At 49.8% G+C, this 16,454-nt stretch carries 9 protein-coding genes; 1 reads left to right on the top strand and 8 read right to left on the bottom strand.

Annotated features, from left to right (window positions below):
- Window positions 1-148: 148 nt before the first annotated feature.
- The gene (locus JI741_RS00520; protein ID WP_202006647.1) at window positions 149-661 is read right to left on the bottom strand and encodes a Cif family virulence factor; all 513 of its coding nucleotides are present in this window, start codon (window positions 659-661) and stop codon (window positions 149-151) included.
- Between the two features lie 272 nt (window positions 662-933).
- Between JI741_RS00520 and JI741_RS00515 the strand changes: the two genes are divergently transcribed.
- Window positions 934-2,208 (top strand): MFS transporter, encoded by a 1,275-nt coding sequence (locus JI741_RS00515; RefSeq protein WP_236675808.1) that lies wholly within the window; start codon window positions 934-936, stop codon window positions 2,206-2,208.
- A gap of 56 nt (window positions 2,209-2,264) precedes the next feature.
- On the opposite strand, the gene JI741_RS00510 is transcribed toward JI741_RS00515, so the two are convergent.
- From JI741_RS00510 to JI741_RS00480, 7 genes are all read right to left on the bottom strand, one after another.
- Window positions 2,265-5,678 carry a SprB repeat-containing protein gene (locus JI741_RS00510; protein ID WP_202006645.1) on the bottom strand — a complete coding sequence of 1,138 codons (3,414 nt, stop codon included), beginning with the start codon at window positions 5,676-5,678 and terminating at the stop codon, window positions 2,265-2,267.
- A gap of 944 nt (window positions 5,679-6,622) precedes the next feature.
- The gene (locus tag JI741_RS00505) at window positions 6,623-8,710 is read right to left on the bottom strand and encodes a fibronectin type III domain-containing protein (RefSeq protein WP_202006644.1); all 2,088 of its coding nucleotides are present in this window, start codon (window positions 8,708-8,710) and stop codon (window positions 6,623-6,625) included.
- Complete coding sequence (locus JI741_RS00500) at window positions 8,676-9,779, bottom strand: hypothetical protein (RefSeq protein ID WP_202006643.1); 1,104 nt, start codon at window positions 9,777-9,779, stop codon at window positions 8,676-8,678. The genes JI741_RS00505 and JI741_RS00500 overlap by 35 nt, the downstream gene beginning before the upstream one ends.
- Complete coding sequence (locus tag JI741_RS00495; RefSeq protein ID WP_202006642.1) at window positions 9,715-13,257, bottom strand: hypothetical protein; 3,543 nt, start codon at window positions 13,255-13,257, stop codon at window positions 9,715-9,717. The genes JI741_RS00500 and JI741_RS00495 overlap by 65 nt, the downstream gene beginning before the upstream one ends.
- A 228-nt stretch (window positions 13,258-13,485) precedes the next feature.
- The gene (locus JI741_RS00490) at window positions 13,486-14,451 is read right to left on the bottom strand and encodes a hypothetical protein (protein WP_202006641.1); all 966 of its coding nucleotides are present in this window, start codon (window positions 14,449-14,451) and stop codon (window positions 13,486-13,488) included.
- Window positions 14,448-14,975 carry a hypothetical protein gene (locus tag JI741_RS00485; protein ID WP_202006640.1) on the bottom strand — a complete coding sequence of 176 codons (528 nt, stop codon included), beginning with the start codon at window positions 14,973-14,975 and terminating at the stop codon, window positions 14,448-14,450. The genes JI741_RS00490 and JI741_RS00485 overlap by 4 nt, the downstream gene beginning before the upstream one ends.
- 81 nt (window positions 14,976-15,056) lie before the next feature.
- A complete protein-coding gene (locus JI741_RS00480) occupies window positions 15,057-16,454 on the bottom strand; it encodes a hypothetical protein (RefSeq protein ID WP_202006639.1) in 1,398 nt (465 codons plus the stop codon).

The following is a 16,454-nucleotide window of genomic DNA, read 5'->3' as shown; positions in this document are numbered from 1 at the left end:
CTTAGTTTTACGGCAGGTTTAGGATATTTCGCAAACGGGTTGGGGCCTCATCATTTATGATGAGGCCCCGCTTTTTTTACAACACTAAGCAAGGAAAGAATTTAGTCAGTGCGTGTTTGCCTCAACGCACCGCCACCATGCCAATCGCTTACGGATGTGGATGGCCATGATCGCCAAGAGAATACATGACAACGATTTTCCATTGATTGTTCACATTCCTGAGCAGACGCGTTTCGTAGTTAGTATAACGTTCGCCTTTTGGGCCATCGGTTTTCTGAAGGAAGTTCACCCACATCCAATCGGATGAAAGTTTTCTGAACTGCCACTGCGACCTTTCTATATTGGGTTGAGGTTGCGGGATAGGATTTTTGCGGAAATAGGCGGAGAAGTTTTTTCGGATGTTTATAAGCCCCTTATAGGTTCCATACGACCCTTCCGCGTTGTTCCAGGTGCTTTGTGTGATGTCGTCGTCGGCGTAGAAACTGAAGAGGGCGGTGCTGTCGCGGTTGAAGTAGGCTGCTGTTTCCTGCACGATCATGCGCTGGATTGCGTCAGCTTCCGATGCGTCGATGTCGCCGCTACGATCGGATGACAGCATCCCGAAACCCACAAGCGAAAACAGCGCCAGACCGAAGCCGGCGAAAACGATAATGTTTTTCATATTTGTAAATGTTAAGGATTAACACGCGATCATAGACACTTGCTATGCCGTGATGAAGTAACGCAAACCCTTCTGAAAATGGCGGATTATTAGATCAATGCAGCGGGTGTTCGTCACTCGCCAACGGTTTTCGACAAACGCCATTGGTGAGGAACATCATATGGTGTTTGGTACTTTACATATGCATAGAGGCAATAGTATGCAGCGGAAATTCGATTAAACAAACTATCTTAGTTTCTTACTATTGATCGGCATTGGCACAGACAGAACTATTGAACTCAGGCGTCGCCGTGGGCTACTACCGTTGGCGCATCTGCGCCCTGCTCTTCTTCGCCACCGCCATCAACTACATCGATCGGCAAGTGTTGGGTATTCTTGCGCCGCAGCTTCAAGCCGAATTGCATTGGAGCGACTCGCACTATGGCCTCATCGTCACAGCCTTTCAGGTGGCCTATGCCATTGGCTTTCTGTTCATGGGAAAGATCATGGACAACTACGGGAGCCGGCGTGGCTACGCGTTCGCGGTGTTGGTGTGGAGCATAGCGGCAGTGGTGCATGCCGGCGCGCGCACGGCCGTTGGTTTTGGCGTGGCGCGTTTTGCGTTGGGTTTGGGCGAGGCAGGCAATTTTCCGGCAGCCGTGAAAGTGGTGGCGGAATGGTTTCCCATAAAAGAGCGGTCGCTGGCCACGGGCATTTTTTTGTCGGGCAGTAGCATTGGCGCTATCGTGGCACCGCTGGTTGTGCCGGTCATTGCCATTCGCTACGGGTGGGAGTGGGCGTTTGTGCTCACGGGGTTGTCGGGCATTGTATGGCTGGTGTTTTGGCTAGCAACCTATCGGCCGGTGAATGTCCATCCTAAGGTGAGCGCGGCAGAGTTGGCCTACATTCAAAGCGATCCACCAGAGCCCACACACGACATTCCGTGGCGACAGCTTTTCAAATACAAACAGACGTGGGCGTTTGCGTGGGCGAAGTTTTTGTCCGATCCCATTTTTTCGTTTTACTTTTTCTTTCTCCCGAAATTCTTCAACAGCCAGTTTGGCCTCACACTCGACAAGATTGGCGTGCCCATCATGATCATCTATGTGATGTCTGATGTGGGGAGTATGGTGGGCGGATGGCTGTCGTCGTTCCTGATCCGGCGGGGGTGGTCGGTGGCGCGGAGTCGGAAGGTGACGATGCTGCTGGCGGCATTCACCGTCACGCCGGTATATTTTGCCTCGCAGACAGACGATTTGCAGGTGGCCGTGGCGTTGATTGGTTTGGCCTTGTTTGCCCATCAGGCTTGGTCGGCAAATTTGCTTACGTTGCCCAGCGACATGTTTCCAAGACATGCCGTTGGCTCCGCGGTTGGCATTGGCAGCACGGTGGGCGCCATCGGCGGAATGTTTGGCGCGACCACAGCGGGCTTCCTGTTGGAATCGACGCATGCCTACGGACCACTATTTGTCGTGGCGGGCTCTGCCTATTTACTGGCCTGGATCATTCTACATCTGCTTACGCCGGAGCTTAAGGTGTCGTTAGCAGATAAGGACATAATATTATGAGAGCGTTGGCTTGTCGGCGTTTTTTCTAGCAGGATGCACACAACAAAACATCTCTGTCAGTAAACTACAAACCTGACATACTTCTTCCCATGACTGTGATCAAGCCTCAGGATATATGTGCCGGGACTCAACTTGAGTTGATACGCAACCCTGTATGAATCCTTGCCGCTGCGCTCGGTTTTGTCCAATAGTCTCCATGTCGGAGCATGCCACACGCTCAGTGCAATCGGCGCTACTTCTGCCAGCGTAACATCCACTTCGAAAGTGCCGCTGTTTGGGTTGGGATACATCGTGAGCGATACTACATATTCCTCATAGCCCAAACGGCCTCCTGATTGCTCATCGTCTGCGTCTATTATCCGTATCGTTTTTGTTAGCTGGTCGTGGCATTGTCCCAGATAGGCATCAAGGCCAATCTCATAGGTGCCCGTCGTTGCAAATTGACCAAAGAGAACATCGCCTTTGTCTTGCAGCACTTTCATCTCTGGTGGATAGTGCCACGCAATCTGTTCGGGCAATGGCCACGATATGTCGATCATGGTAACAGTGTCCCGCACTTGTGCTTCGTCCTGCAGCAGGAATGTTGTCTTCAGCAAATCGTAAGATGTTTGTAATAGAAAAGTATCCTGACCAACGCAACCCTGTGAGTCTGTTACTTTAAGCCAGTAGCTTCCCGGGTCTTTGATTGTGATGTTCTCCGCTGTGCTAGCAAGTCCCACATCGCTGGTCCAATTTATGTGTGACCAGTTTGTGCCTGCGCGAAGGGTGTAGGTCTGGCCTACGCACAAAGTCACGCCACCCCCAAGGTCTACAGGAATGGGGGGGACGTTGTCTAACGTTACGGTGTGGCTACTCGTGCAGCGCTTCTGATCTGTGACGGTGACTGTATAACTTCCGGGGCAAATTTTGTCGATTGTGTTTGTGGTTCCTCCAGCAGCCCAAGCATAGCTATATACGCCGTTGCCACCCTTACCTTCTATCTGCAACGCACCGTCGCATTTGTCTTTGCAGGTGGGCAATGTTTGGTTTACCACATTTATGCTCAAGGGTTCGGGCTGCGCTAACGTTAATGTTTGAGTAAATTCGCAGCCGTGCCCATCTTTTATCGTTACGGGATACTGCCCGGCACACAGCTGGGTTTGGTTGGGTAGTGATTGACCATTCCAGTTGTAGCGGTATGATCCAACTCCCCCGGCACCGGCTAATATTATCTGTCCGTCACAACGGCCCTGGCACGAGGGTGGCATCGCTGTTTTTAGCACCAGCCCCAGGGAATCGGGGGCTGTTATTTCCACGGGTTGCACGACCGTGCATTGGTGCGCATCGGTGATGAGCACGTTGTAGGTGCCTCGTCTCAACTGTGTAGCAGCCAATGTGGTTTGCTGGTCTGGCCACTGGATGGAAAAAGGGCCATCGCCTTGGGTGATGGTGATGATGGCCGTGCCGTCTGCAGAGTCGAAGCAGTTGGCGGGTGTAGACACGTATGTTGACGTTGCTCCGTCGGTGCTCGTGATGGCAACATGGGAGCGCATCTCGCATGTGTTGCCATCGCGAACAATCAAGGTATAAATGCCGCCCTTCGCGTTGGATAGATTGTCGTCGGTATCGAGTGTCGTCGATTGATCATCTTGCCAGGCGTATGTATAGTTGCCCACGCCTCCCGTTACCACCGCGCGTGCCGCTCCTGCGGGGTTGTTGCAAAACGCTTGTTGAACATTCACAAAAGTTATGGCGATCTCGCTGGGTTGTGTCAGCGAGGTCGTTGTGGCTGCTACGCAGTTGTTGGCGTCGCGCGTTGTTAAGGTATACGAACCCGGTGTGAGCATGGAAAATGTTTGCGCGGTCTGCCAGTTTGTGCTGTTGTCTTTTGAAAAAAAATAGTTACCGGCTCCGCCTTGTGCGGTTACTTCAATTTCTCCGTTGTTGCCGCCGTAGCAGGAAATGTTTTTCTTGTCGAGGACAGATGCAATGAGTAAAGCCGGCTCGGTTAAGATTTGCTGCAGTGTTCCCTGGCAACCGTTGTTGTCTGACACCATGAGGTTATAGGTTCCTGCAATCAAATTGGTGAGAGACGCGGTCGTTTGCCCCGTAGACCACCTGTAGGTATAATGACCTGTGCCTCCTGTGCCTTTTGCAGTGATGCTTCCGTCATGGGCTCCTTTACATGAAATGCCAAAGCCTGAGTAGTCGGATACTGATAAAACCGATGCTGCAACTGCGTCAGGATTAGCTACGGTAATCGCGGTTTGGCTTTCGCATTGATTGGCGTCTTTCACCGTTACGGTATACTCTCCAGCACCGACATTACTAAGCAACGCAGTGTTTGCTCCGGTATCCCACTGATAAAAATAGCTGCCCGTGCCGCCATGCGCTGTGGCGCGAATGTTGGCGTCGGTCGCGTTGTAACAACTTACCGGCTGGCCGTTGTAGCTTGTGGTTGCTTGAGCGTTCACGGTAATTTCGTCGGGCTCGGAAAGCAAGAATAACGCTTCCACCTGGCATACGCGATTGTAGGTGATGGTTACCTTGTACTGTCCTTTTACCAACTGATCGATCGAGGCAACCGTGACGCCTTCCGTTAATTTTACGCCATCGCGGGTCCATAGATAATATTCACCACTCATGATTGTTCCGGCAGGATCTTTTACGGTGGCCATCAGTTCTCCATTGTTGTCGCCGTGACATTTGATGGGGCTGCCGTTGAAGTTCGAGGTCGGGGCCAACGATACCGTGTACGCTGCTGGAGCATTGATCGTCATTGATTTTGTCGTGCTGCAACCTTGGTCGTCGGATACGGTAAGAGAATAATTGCCCGCACCCTTATTGATGATAGAAGGCGAAGTCTCTCCGGATGACCATTGATAATTTACGGTTCCGATCGTATTAACAACTGACCGTCCTTCCAGCGAAGCCGTTTGATCGTTGGCACAGGCCAACGCTGTTAGTTGGTTTATTGTGAAGTTAATGGGCGCTGGCGCTGTTAGTGCGATAGTAGCCGAAGCCGTGCAGGTATTTCCATCGGTCACCGTCACGCGATAATTGCCCGTAGCAAGCCCGGTAGCGGCGCTGGCAAAGGACCCTGTAGACCAGATGTAGGTGTAGTTAGAAACTCCGCCAGTAGCATTTGCTTGCAGCGCACCATCCGCTTTGTTCCAACAGCTGACAGGGTAACCGTTGTAGGTCGCGGAGGGAGATAATGACACCTGAAGCTGAGGTGGCTGGGTTATCGTCACCTGCCCTTGTGCCGGGCAATCGTTGGCATCTCTTAGCGATACTGTATATGTACCTGCAGCAAGTCCCGTAAGATGGTCGGAAGTGGCCCCGGTGTTCCAGCTGAAATCTTTGTAACCGCCAACACCACCTGTGCCTATCGCAGTGGTTTCGCCATCGCTTCCACCACTGCATTTTATCGGGAAACCGTTGTAACCCGGTGTGTTGAAAGAGATAGCTACAACATCGGGCTGATTCAATTGTCTTGTTTGCGTGGTAAAGCATGCACCGTAGATATCATCCCTGGTATTATTAATTATCTTAAACTCCCAACTGTCGCCCGTTAATCCATCAAGTAGATTGTTGCCTGAGGATAAATTCTCCTTTGGAAATTCAAAGCCGGTGGATAGGTTTTTGCATATTACCCTGAACCGGTTGATCGCTGAATTCGAATTTGTAATGTTGAACGTGATCGAAGCGTTTGACTGACCAAAGCAACGTGCATCGGTTTGCAATGCGACTGACACAGTTGGCGGTGGTGCTAAGAGTTTGAAACTTTTTATTTCGCTCATTCTTCCCGGTCGGTCACGATCGTTCACGCGCACATGGAAGGTTGCGTATGGATCTGGGAAGCCAAGATTGGTTAAGTCCTGAGCCGTCAACGACGTTACCGATAATGGTCTGAACGGGGCGGCTGGGTTATCGCTGATTTCCCAAGCCTGAGGACCGCTCTCGCACTGGTTCGTCAACAGCGTAACCGTGCTGCAGGTTACTGTAGGTTTAGCGGTCAAGCGTGGCCAATATGTAAAATCAACATAGTAGGAGTTGGCTGGATTGTTTGTTGATCGCACCTGCACCTGACCTGAGAAGGCGCAGTTGCCTTCGTTTGCACTGATTTCATACTCTCCGCTTCCGAAATCGAACGTACCGCACGAAACACCTCCAAAGGAAAAGGATATTCCTACGTGTAATATTTTGCCCCTCCCTTGGTTCCACGTCTCGCCTTTTATGCGCGGTGGATTGGATGTTTCGTTGATTTCTGTAACCGAAAATCCATTTCCACTCAAGCCAATAGACATTTGTGCAAGGTACCCACATTCTTCAGGGCGTTGAAATTCAATCACCCATCCCTGGCCGAACGAACAGGTCGTCGCTACACAAACCAATGTCATCAATACGATACGTTTCATGATTCGAATGTTTTTTAAAATTGCACTTCCACCATTTTGCCAAACTGCGATAAGGCGCCGTTCTCAAAGACCGCCACTACTTGATAGGTGCATCGATCGCCCGGTATCAATGCCGTATCGATAAAGTCCGTTTCTTTTACCGTCGTGTATAGTTGCATCGGACCGTCATTTGTTTTTTTATACACCCGGAAGCTGGTCGCGGGCGGACTGGATTGTTGCCAGGTTATGGTGATGCGTTTGTTTTCACGATCGACAGTCGGCACATTCATCTCAATAGCTTGCAACGGCACAGGTAACTTGAACCCGGTGGCTACAGATGTTGGAGGCGACTCCAGACCCGCTTCGTCTACGGCCACCACGGTGTAGTGGTGCGTGCGATTGTCGCGCAGGTTGTCGTCGGTGTAGGTGTATAGACTATCTGCGGTTGCGGCTTGTGATGTTAATCTTATCCATTGTTGTTGGTCGCCTTTTTTATAGACATCGTATCGGACAACATCCACGCTTCCGCTGGGTTGCCAGCGCAACACAACGCCGTCTTTTGTCGATTTCGAGGGCAGCCATACCGGTGGCATGGGAGGGAGCTTGTCGGGCAGAGCAAGGCTTAGGGTGAGCGATAGTGCCGAGTGGTTTTGACTGCGGTCTATGGCCATGACCTGGTAGTGAATTTTTTCGTTCAGTGTTTTCAGTTGCACGTTATCGGCGAAGGTGGTGTCGGCGATCGGTTCGGGTGTCAGTAAAGAAAACTCTTCGGTGGAGTAATAAGCTCGATAAACCCGGTATCCCAGTATGTCGGCATCTTTGTTTTTTTTCCAGTAGACGCGCACGTTTCCAAACTCATCCACTTTTCCGCTCAGGCCAATGGGTATTCCTGGTGGAATGCTATCCACCAACAGCGCCAGATATGGCATCGAGATTATTTCTTTGCCCGAAAGCGTTTTGGCTTTCACCTTGTAGTAGTTAGACTGTAGCGGTTTTACATCCTTGAAGGTTCTTGCTGTAGCGGGGAGCGGATCGTTGTGAATGGCTTTGTATGGTCCGGAAGATGTTGGCGACCGGGTAACGTCAAAGCCTGTCAGTGCATCATTTTCTGCTACAGGAAATTCCCATTGAATGTCAACGCTACGATTGTCTGGGCTTATGGCCGACGTGATGATCACCGACGATGATGTCGTTTTAACACCAGTCACATTCACGACGTTCGAAAATGGACCGTATTCGCCAAATGGCGTGACACCCCGCACACGATATTGGTAGTTTACTTGCAGGGCAGGTAACGTGTCGAGCGCATATTGAAATTTGCCTTCCCTTCCCTTCTTGCTCAACGTTACGCCGGGCAGGTCGCTGATGGGGGCAAACGCATCGCCATTTCCCGAGCGTTCCAGCACGTAGGAAGTATAATAATCAGAGAGCAGCAGTTGGCTCCATTGCAGGGTGACAACCTTGCCCGAAGTTTCGGCTGCCAGGTCTTTTACAGAGGGTAGCTTGTACCGTTCGGCAGTATCAACGAAAGCGCTGCCCGTAATGGTGTCGGTTGGCGTGATCACCGAAATGCGATACAGGTATTTCACTTCGCGTTCTATTGACCTGTCGTTCAAATAAAGTCCCATCGCTTTGGCAACGGTCGGCGACATGTCGGCGCAAAAGAGTGCGATTGAAAACCGTTGTTCGTCTTCCCTGGCTTTGTTCACAATGTCCATCACGTTGCTGTTGGCCACGTCTAGTTGGAATGTTTCGCCATACAATGCCTGGGCGGCGATCATGCCATACTTGTTGTTTGTGAATTTTTCCCAAGCGGCTTCCTCCAAAGGTTTGACCGGGACAGACGTGAGCCGCTTGCGTTCGTGCGATTGTAATAGTTTTCCCTTTCGCACCAACGTAAACCGCTCCACGGTATAGCCATACTGATTGGCCAACAGCCATGTGTCTACGTTCACCGGCGCCCAGCGCAACGCAATGGAATCTGTAGACGGGCGAGCGATCACACCAATATCCATCGGTGGTGTTGCGGCCACATTCTGGGCAACACTATATCGGCTGAGGAGTACGAACAGTACCACCAGCCCTTTCTTAATCCGGCACAGCATTGTATAGTTCAAAATCATAACTGCTCGTTGTTTGGGTTGTTCCGGGTAGTTGATACCGGATTCGGATATAATATTTTCCTTGCCTGTAGAACGGGAACGGTTTTGTGAGAATGTTTTCAAATCGATCGTTCATCAGGCTGGGTTTGTCTGCGACATAGTTGGCAATTTTGCGTTGTATGTCTTTGAAGTCGGCTTTCATCGGCCGCATGATGTCGTACCACAAGTAGCCGCTCAGGGTCGGAGCTGTGGCGGTCTGCGCAGCAGGGTCCAGAGTTGGTGCGGTCGTAAGTTGTTTCAGATAGCCGGCCCGTGTTGCGGGCATTCCATATTCGGTGGTGTCGCGGTCTGTTGTGAATTTTCCATTCAATGGGTAACCTTGATACACGAGCGGATATACAATCGATTCGTACCAATGATTTCCCTGCAAAACGGCGTCGGCTTTTGTGATCGGTCCTACTTCGCCCATTTTTTCCAACTCCAGTTTTTCCAGGGCTTCGGCGCCAAGAATGTAGTTTCGCAGCACGGTGAGGTCGCCTGTTTCGGCCGGGTCGTTTATGGTGTTGTGAAGCCTGATGTCTTTCATCTTTTCGACAAATGTGTTGAACCTGCTGGTGCGGAAGGGCGCGCCATAAACGGTCTTTGCATCGCGCAAGGCCAAATCGCCTTCAATCTTTTTTGTGGTGAGTGTATCGCCCGTCGATTCAATTTTAGATTCCACGTTTTGGATGTTGGCGTCCAGCCGGGCATTGGCGCTGGGCACGTTCAGAATTTCCAGCTTGTGCAGACGGTCATTTTGAAATCCATTGGGTATGGTGAACGAAATGCGTTTGTCGGAAGCGCTATAACTCAGTGTGGCGGATAGGTTTGTTTTTGCATCCACATTGGTAAAGTAGAGCGCTTGTTTCCACTCGGGGCCAGGATTAAAGAGATCGGGTTGCCCTTTGCGCAGTTGGATGAAACCCTGGTTGTATTCTTTGGGATAAAAATTCAATTGCTCCACCATCGGGTAAGAAACCAGCACGTTAGACGGCGGTATGTGGTCCGGACCAACACCCGAGGTGAAGTTTGTTTCTTTGGTTTCTTCCACTTCTTTTTCCTTCGAAGAACAAGGTTTGCCAGCTGCCATTCACCAGCTCTTCAAAAGTCAACCGTACGCGCACTTTTATTTCTTTGTTGGAGGGCAACACGTCGTGTGTGTCGAAGGCAGCCACGTCGTTGTTGTCGTTCCAGTGGATGTTTCCGGGAAGTGTGGATTGACCCTCTGTTACGGCGAATTCTACCAATCGGCCTCTGAACGATCGGCGACGCCCTTCGATGTCGGTGATGGCAAACACATCGCCGATGGGTATGTTGAATGCTGCCTGAGGAGCGTTGAACACGTCGATGTTGGTTTCACCTTTCTTCGGACTCAACTCGGAAATAAGGTCGACATCAGCCAGTGGATTGCTGTTGCCTACTATTTTACATTCTTTGCCGATGGTTATTTCAAAATTGCAATGACCTTTCACCAGGCCACCCAAAATACGATAGTATCCACCCACAATGCCGCGCATCCAAAACGGGTTGGGGCCTTTGGCTTGCATCACCGCGGCAGCACCAAAGTTGAGGATCTCGTAGTTTCCTTTGTAGAACCGCAGTCTTACTTTGATTCCGATTTTGCACATCAGGTACGCATAGGCCTGGCCGTTGGCAAACCAGCCGTTGATGCCGATGGTTTCGTCTGAGCCTATGCAATGATATTGGTCGTCATATTTCTTTACCATCACATCGGCGCCGATGCCGGCTGCAAACCTTCCGTAGAACATGAGGAAGCTTACGTCGCCCGTGTCCATACTTAGGTCTATGCCAAAGGCAAAACCAAAGCCCGACTTGGCCGCGTTGAGGTCGCGCATGTAGTCAAGGTCTTTGCCTCCCAAAATCTCGGATACCAATTTCGGTGGTGGCGGACTGCCCGGCAGGTTTTGGCCGATCATGAAATAACTTTTGATCTTGAGCAACCACAACAACTCCAGGCCTATGGGTTTGTCGGGAGTGCCGATCAATACATACCATTCGTCGCGCGAAAAATGCATCACGGCCCACCCGGCCCGGTTGTTAGCGCCCACGCCTTTCACAATGCCGCCCACAATGTTGATGTAGATGTCCATGTTGGCATGGAAAACATCGTTCACATTGTCGAACAATATTTTTACGCTGGCCGAAACTTGTCCTTCCACCACTTTCATCAACTGATCAGCTTTGCCTCCGATGGCTGCCGACGCCAACGACTTGAGTTTATCCAACGCACCGGGCAACACGGGGGCCATCACCACCAGATTTCCCGTGAAGGTCACAGAGTTTATTCCGCCGTGTGTGTTCAGCGCTACTTCCAACATCACGTCACCATTGTAGGGCGCCTGGCTGGCGGTGGCACCAAATTTCACCAGTGCTTTTATGCCAATGGTGTTGGCGTCGGGCACATAGGTGATGCCCGAGGCGTTTCTGCCGATGCTGCTTCCGCTGCCATCGGTGCTTTGTTTCATCCGTGAATAGTAGCCCCCACCAAAACCATAGGCCGAAAAACCGGGCACCAGCGGAATGCCACTGCTAAACTCCACCAACGCATCGGCATACCAATAGCGGAATTCGGGTGTGCGGCCGAACAGGGCTTCAATGTTCAGGGAGATGATTTGTATTTTGCCCGACACCGATCCTTTGAAGCCATCGCCATACACCGGGTCGTTGTCGAAGAAGTTGATCATGCCGGCAATCTCGATCACGCCACCTTTTTTGAAGTTTATCCCCACGCCACTCAACTCTACTTTATCGAACTGCCAGCTTCCTTTTTGAGTGCTTGTTGTTCCATTGGCCAGTGTAATGTTTTCTTCTCCGCGTTTGCCCCATAGCGTTAGCGATGCCGTGCCGCCAAAACCTTCGTCGCTCGACTTGCCCGCGATGTTGATCGTAACATCCAGTCCGATGCCTATGCGGTCTGGTCCGTCTTTTTTGAGCGCTATGTTTTTGATGGTTATCGGGAATTTTGAAATCGACTGTTCATTACCCTCTTTTCCAAAACTTACCGACTGGATATCAAAGTGAGGCGCTTCACTGCTGATGCGAAGGCCTTCGAATCCGATACCGTTGAAACTGGCCTTGGGTCCGTTTTCTAAGGCTTTGATGGTGAGCTCGCCGTTGAGAATGGCTGTGGGATAAAATTTGTTTTCTTTTTCCTTCACTGAAATAGACGAGCCGGGCAGTAGGGTGAGGTCGGCCGCGAACAAGGGTAGTCGCAACGCTTCACGGATAGACACGGCAAACATGTAGTCGCCTTTCACGTCACGCGAGGCGATATAACCAAATTCTGTGGCGGTGTTGTCTTTCTGCTTTTTGAGGTTGGGTACGGAGATTTTTCCCCTCAGCTCGAATCCTTTCACCTGGTTGGTCACAAATGCCAGCTCGGCGTGGTCGAGCGTGAAGGCCCAGCCGCTCATATCGCCTGCTGAGAATATATGATCGGCATATACTTCCCCGGTAAATCCCTGGTCGTCGAGGATCATCTGTTCCACACCAAGGGTTATGCGACCGGGGCTGTCTTTTTTCGCGAATGCGGGAGGGAAACGTATTTCCAGTTTTTGTAAGTAAAATCCCTGCCATAGCAACGGCTGGCCTGCCTGCACAAAGGGCGATGGATAGTCTTTGGGAAATTGTATGCCGGGAGGATTGGCGAGGTCGCTCCAGTCCAGAAAGGCTTCCGTTACTTTAAAACCAAAGCCATTAAGCCCCTTGATTTGAAAGGCCGGGATAGAGACACGCAACATCAGGTCGTTCAGGTTTTGGACGTATGTGGTTAATGCTACTTTTACGCGATCGTTTTCATTTTTGCTGGGGTTTCCGTTTTCGTCTTCGGGCACAATGAGGTCGCGCGAGAATTGCAGGATGGCCTCGATGCTTACGCCTTTGAAGCCGTTGCAGTCAAACTCTACATAGGTGTGCTCGGTGCCTTTGATGGTGAGTTGTGTGGACGATCCGAATTTAAGGTTGTGATCGCCCACTAAAAATACTTTGGCGTTGCCAGCAATGCCGCCGTCATTGGAAAGGGGTATGTTGCCGTGAAATGCAATGTGATCGCCCGACTGCGGAAGCGCGAGCGAAACATAAACATCAAGGATGGCACCTTTTGGCGTGATCGTGATCCGGTCGATGAGAATGCTGTAGTCGGCCGCACCACCGGACTTGACCAGGCCCACGGGCAATTCAATTTCCGAAAGGGCATCCAGTGCTTCGACAAAGCGCTGGTCTTTTTTCACTTTCTCCAACAACGACCGGGCATAGGCGCGCTTCACTTCCACGGTGTCGGCCACAACTTGCGAAATGACAATGGGATCGATAGCCTTATCTTGCCCCGTGGTCAGTGTGAGCCCTTCAAAAGTTCTGTAGAGTTCGTCTTTAACAGCAGGTGGTATCGTGTTGGTGGCGTGGATCACCGTGGTTGAGTCAACGGGGCTTGACCTTGCAGGGAGGATCCATGTCCATTGAAAGACAGCTACGAAAATGTAAAAAAGAATTTTTTGATAGTATTTTTCCATATCGGCACAATTTGAATCGATTATGCTTTCTGGCTACCCGCCAGGGAGCATGGCATGTCATCAATGGCCAATAGTCAGTGGGTCGGCACTGCTGGTCAAAGGAGGGTCAAAATCTTACGACGCAGGCAGGGGAGGGTCCGGTAGACTGCTTCGTCTGGTGTTAATTATCTCAATTTAATTTCTGTCGCGGACATTGCAAATTGTTTTCAAGCATTTATAACGTCATGGCTAGAACAAATCTCTGTTGATCACATAAGTCTTTGCGTTTTTGGCAAACCATGCTCTCACGGTTTGCAGCGCGGTGGTGTAGTCTTTCGTTTTGAGGTCGCCACTTTCGTCAAGCGTCAATGGATATTTTTCAATGATCGGAGCCAGTTGTTCCATCACGCGGTAGCCACATGGTATCGGTGCTTCGCGCTCGGCATCGGCGCTAAGACAATTTTCTGCGTCGCTGTTCAACACATCCACCATATACGCAATGGCAATGGGATGCCTTGAATAGATCAGGTCGGGGAACAGTTCATACACCACGTTGTCGTTCACCGGAAATTTGCTGACGCGACGCATCATTTCTGTTGTGGCCGCTTCGTCGTTCATCCTGGTCAGGCTCACCAGGGATGCCCAACGGATAGGTTGCGTATTGCCGGGTTTTGTATAGGGTCTAATCGCCTCTATCATGTCCTTCAGTTCCAACCAACCGATCAGCCTTATCAGTTCGTTGATATGCGGGCCCTTGCGGTTGAACAGGCTGCGCAGACTGTCTTTGGCGGCGGCAGTAAAATCTTCTTTCCGGAACGTTTTCAAATAACCGATTGCAGTGCCGCGGTTGCCCACATCCAAATCGTTGCATCCCGCCAACAGGTGGCTCACCGCTTGTTGGCGCACAGAAAAGTCTCGTGCATTTTTTCCTGCCAACTGCACAATAGTATACGCTTTCGACCGCACCTCTGGCAACGTGTCATTGAGGTAAGCGGACAGCGCGCCCACCATGGTCTTGGAATTTTCGCTTATAGACAAGGGCTTGGGTATGGGCGGGTAGTGCCCTTGCCTCACTTCAGCAAAGTAAAGCCGAAGTTGCTCCGGCAGTTGCTGGGCGCTCAGGCTTGTGGCCTGCAGCATGACCACAATCAGCACCAGCATCGTGAGTGCAGTTTGTGGTGGATTTTTATTCGTTTTCAAGGAAATCAATATCATTCTAAGGTTACGATTTTCGTATTCGGAAACTGGCGGCGAAAGTTTCTCACTTCTGTTTCGGTATAATAAAGGATCAACCCAATCGGGCCATCGTAGTGCATATAAAATTGTTTTTTCAAATCTGATTTGGCCAGCGCTATAAAACGGGGAAAGATGGATTCGTCTGTCCAGTTGTCGAAGCGATCCATTTCCCACCGGTGAAATTCTTTCCTGTAGAAGAAGGTGACGCCCGTAAAACCGCTGTTGAAGTGTCCGGAAACTTCGGTTAATGGAAGCGCATTTCCGGTGAGCAAATTTAGCCGGGTGATGATCTCGCCATAGTTCACCGATTCATCCCATTCGGAACTGAAGTAGTAGGCGTTGTTGGAAATGGGTTGGTGGGTGCCGGTTGTTGTGTCTTGAATAGCTTGACCTGAAAACAGCAGCAAGGAATACAAAAAGTCGTTGCCGGTCTTGTTGTCCATATCCCAGTGTTGCCAGGATGCTTGGCTGCGGAAGTCGGTCAATGAAAATTTGCTGTTCAAGACGATGCCTACTTGTTTTAGTTTTGTTTGACCTTCCGCAAACTGCGTTATTATTCTGCTATGCTCCATTTTGCAAATAATCTACAATTCAACCCCCAGGAGTTCCAAGGCTCTTGTGGGGAATATATTTTCAAATGCTCTTTTTTCAAGGTCTGATAAGTAGAGGATCACGCCACCCTGGCCTTCTCTCAAAATATAGAATTCCTTAGTAAGGTCTGAGTTTACCAAGCCGATGAAGCGCTCGAAGATGGCCTCGTCGGTCCAATCATCTTTGTATTCCATTTTCCAGGTAAACAAAACGTCTTTATAATAAAATGTAACTCCCGTCATCTCATCATCGAACCGGCCAGTGATTTCTCTGAACGGAAGCGCGTTGCCTGTGAGCAAATTAAGCCGCTCGAGTATCTCGCCATAGTCTACAAAACCATCCCACTCGGCATTGAAATAATAGGCATGGTTTGAGACTGCATCATACGAATTTGTTAAAGGGTTGTGCACCTGCGTGCCGGCAAATAGTAAAAGGTGGTATAACAGCCCGGCCCCGTCTTCGTTGTCCATGCCCCAGCTTTTCCAATTCGCATCTTGCCTGTAGTTGGTTAGGGTAAATTGATCGTTCAGAACAATGCCTATGCCGGCGAGAATTGCTGTTTGTTTGGTGAAGGCTTCTGTTAGTTTTGGGTTGGGTTCGAGAAGCGGAGTGGAGTGAATATAAATTTCAGCGGATTTTGATAGTTCGGTCGGTACATCAATCATATCCAGATGGATGTCGGTGTAACGATTGCTCTCCAAATATTCAGTCAAGTTTTTGGTAAGCTTGTAGAAATCATCTTTCTCGGAAGTCTTTTCGGAAGTATCCAAGAGCCATTCCTTGTATTCCTGATATTTTGTGTTGTTGTTCAGGAACATTATAATGAGCTTCTTTAGTGGCATTTCTCCCAGGATTCTACTCCCGATTTTCATTTGGGGAGTGCTGTCGATTAATTCATTGACACTCTTTAAACTTCCATACTTTTCAAAAAAAGGAAACGCAAATTGGTCCAGTAGGGCTTTGTGAAATTTACACGTTTCGATAAGTCGATCTTCGTAATATATACCTCCATCAACAATTGGCATTAGGTTCGCCTTGCGCTCAAGAGATCGTCTAAGGCTATAGGTATCGCTGTCTTCGATTACTGTTGTTTCAAAGAGATCAACTGTAATCAGTGAGTTAAAGTTATCTTTGTAATTATCTTCCGTAAGAACGGTCTTCAGTATTTGATTAACTGCCGGGAAAATAATGTCATAAAAAAAAGCTCCAAACAGATCTAATGATTGGTCTCCTTTTTGATCATAGCGATAGGATAGCTGAAAGATTGCTTCATGAGATGATTTTATCAAGTAGTGACTTGTTGCGAATTTTTTCCGCTCATAGAAACCTAGTGACTCAAATCCAATTAGTTTTTTTAAGTGATTGTCAATGTTTTCGATATTCATTTTCAT

The sequence above is a fragment of the Chryseolinea lacunae genome (assembly GCF_016735595.1).
GTDB classification, from domain to species: domain Bacteria; phylum Bacteroidota; class Bacteroidia; order Cytophagales; family Cyclobacteriaceae; genus Chryseolinea; species Chryseolinea lacunae.
Note: the sequence above shows the minus strand (reverse complement) of the source record. Positions and strands in the feature narration are given on the sequence as shown.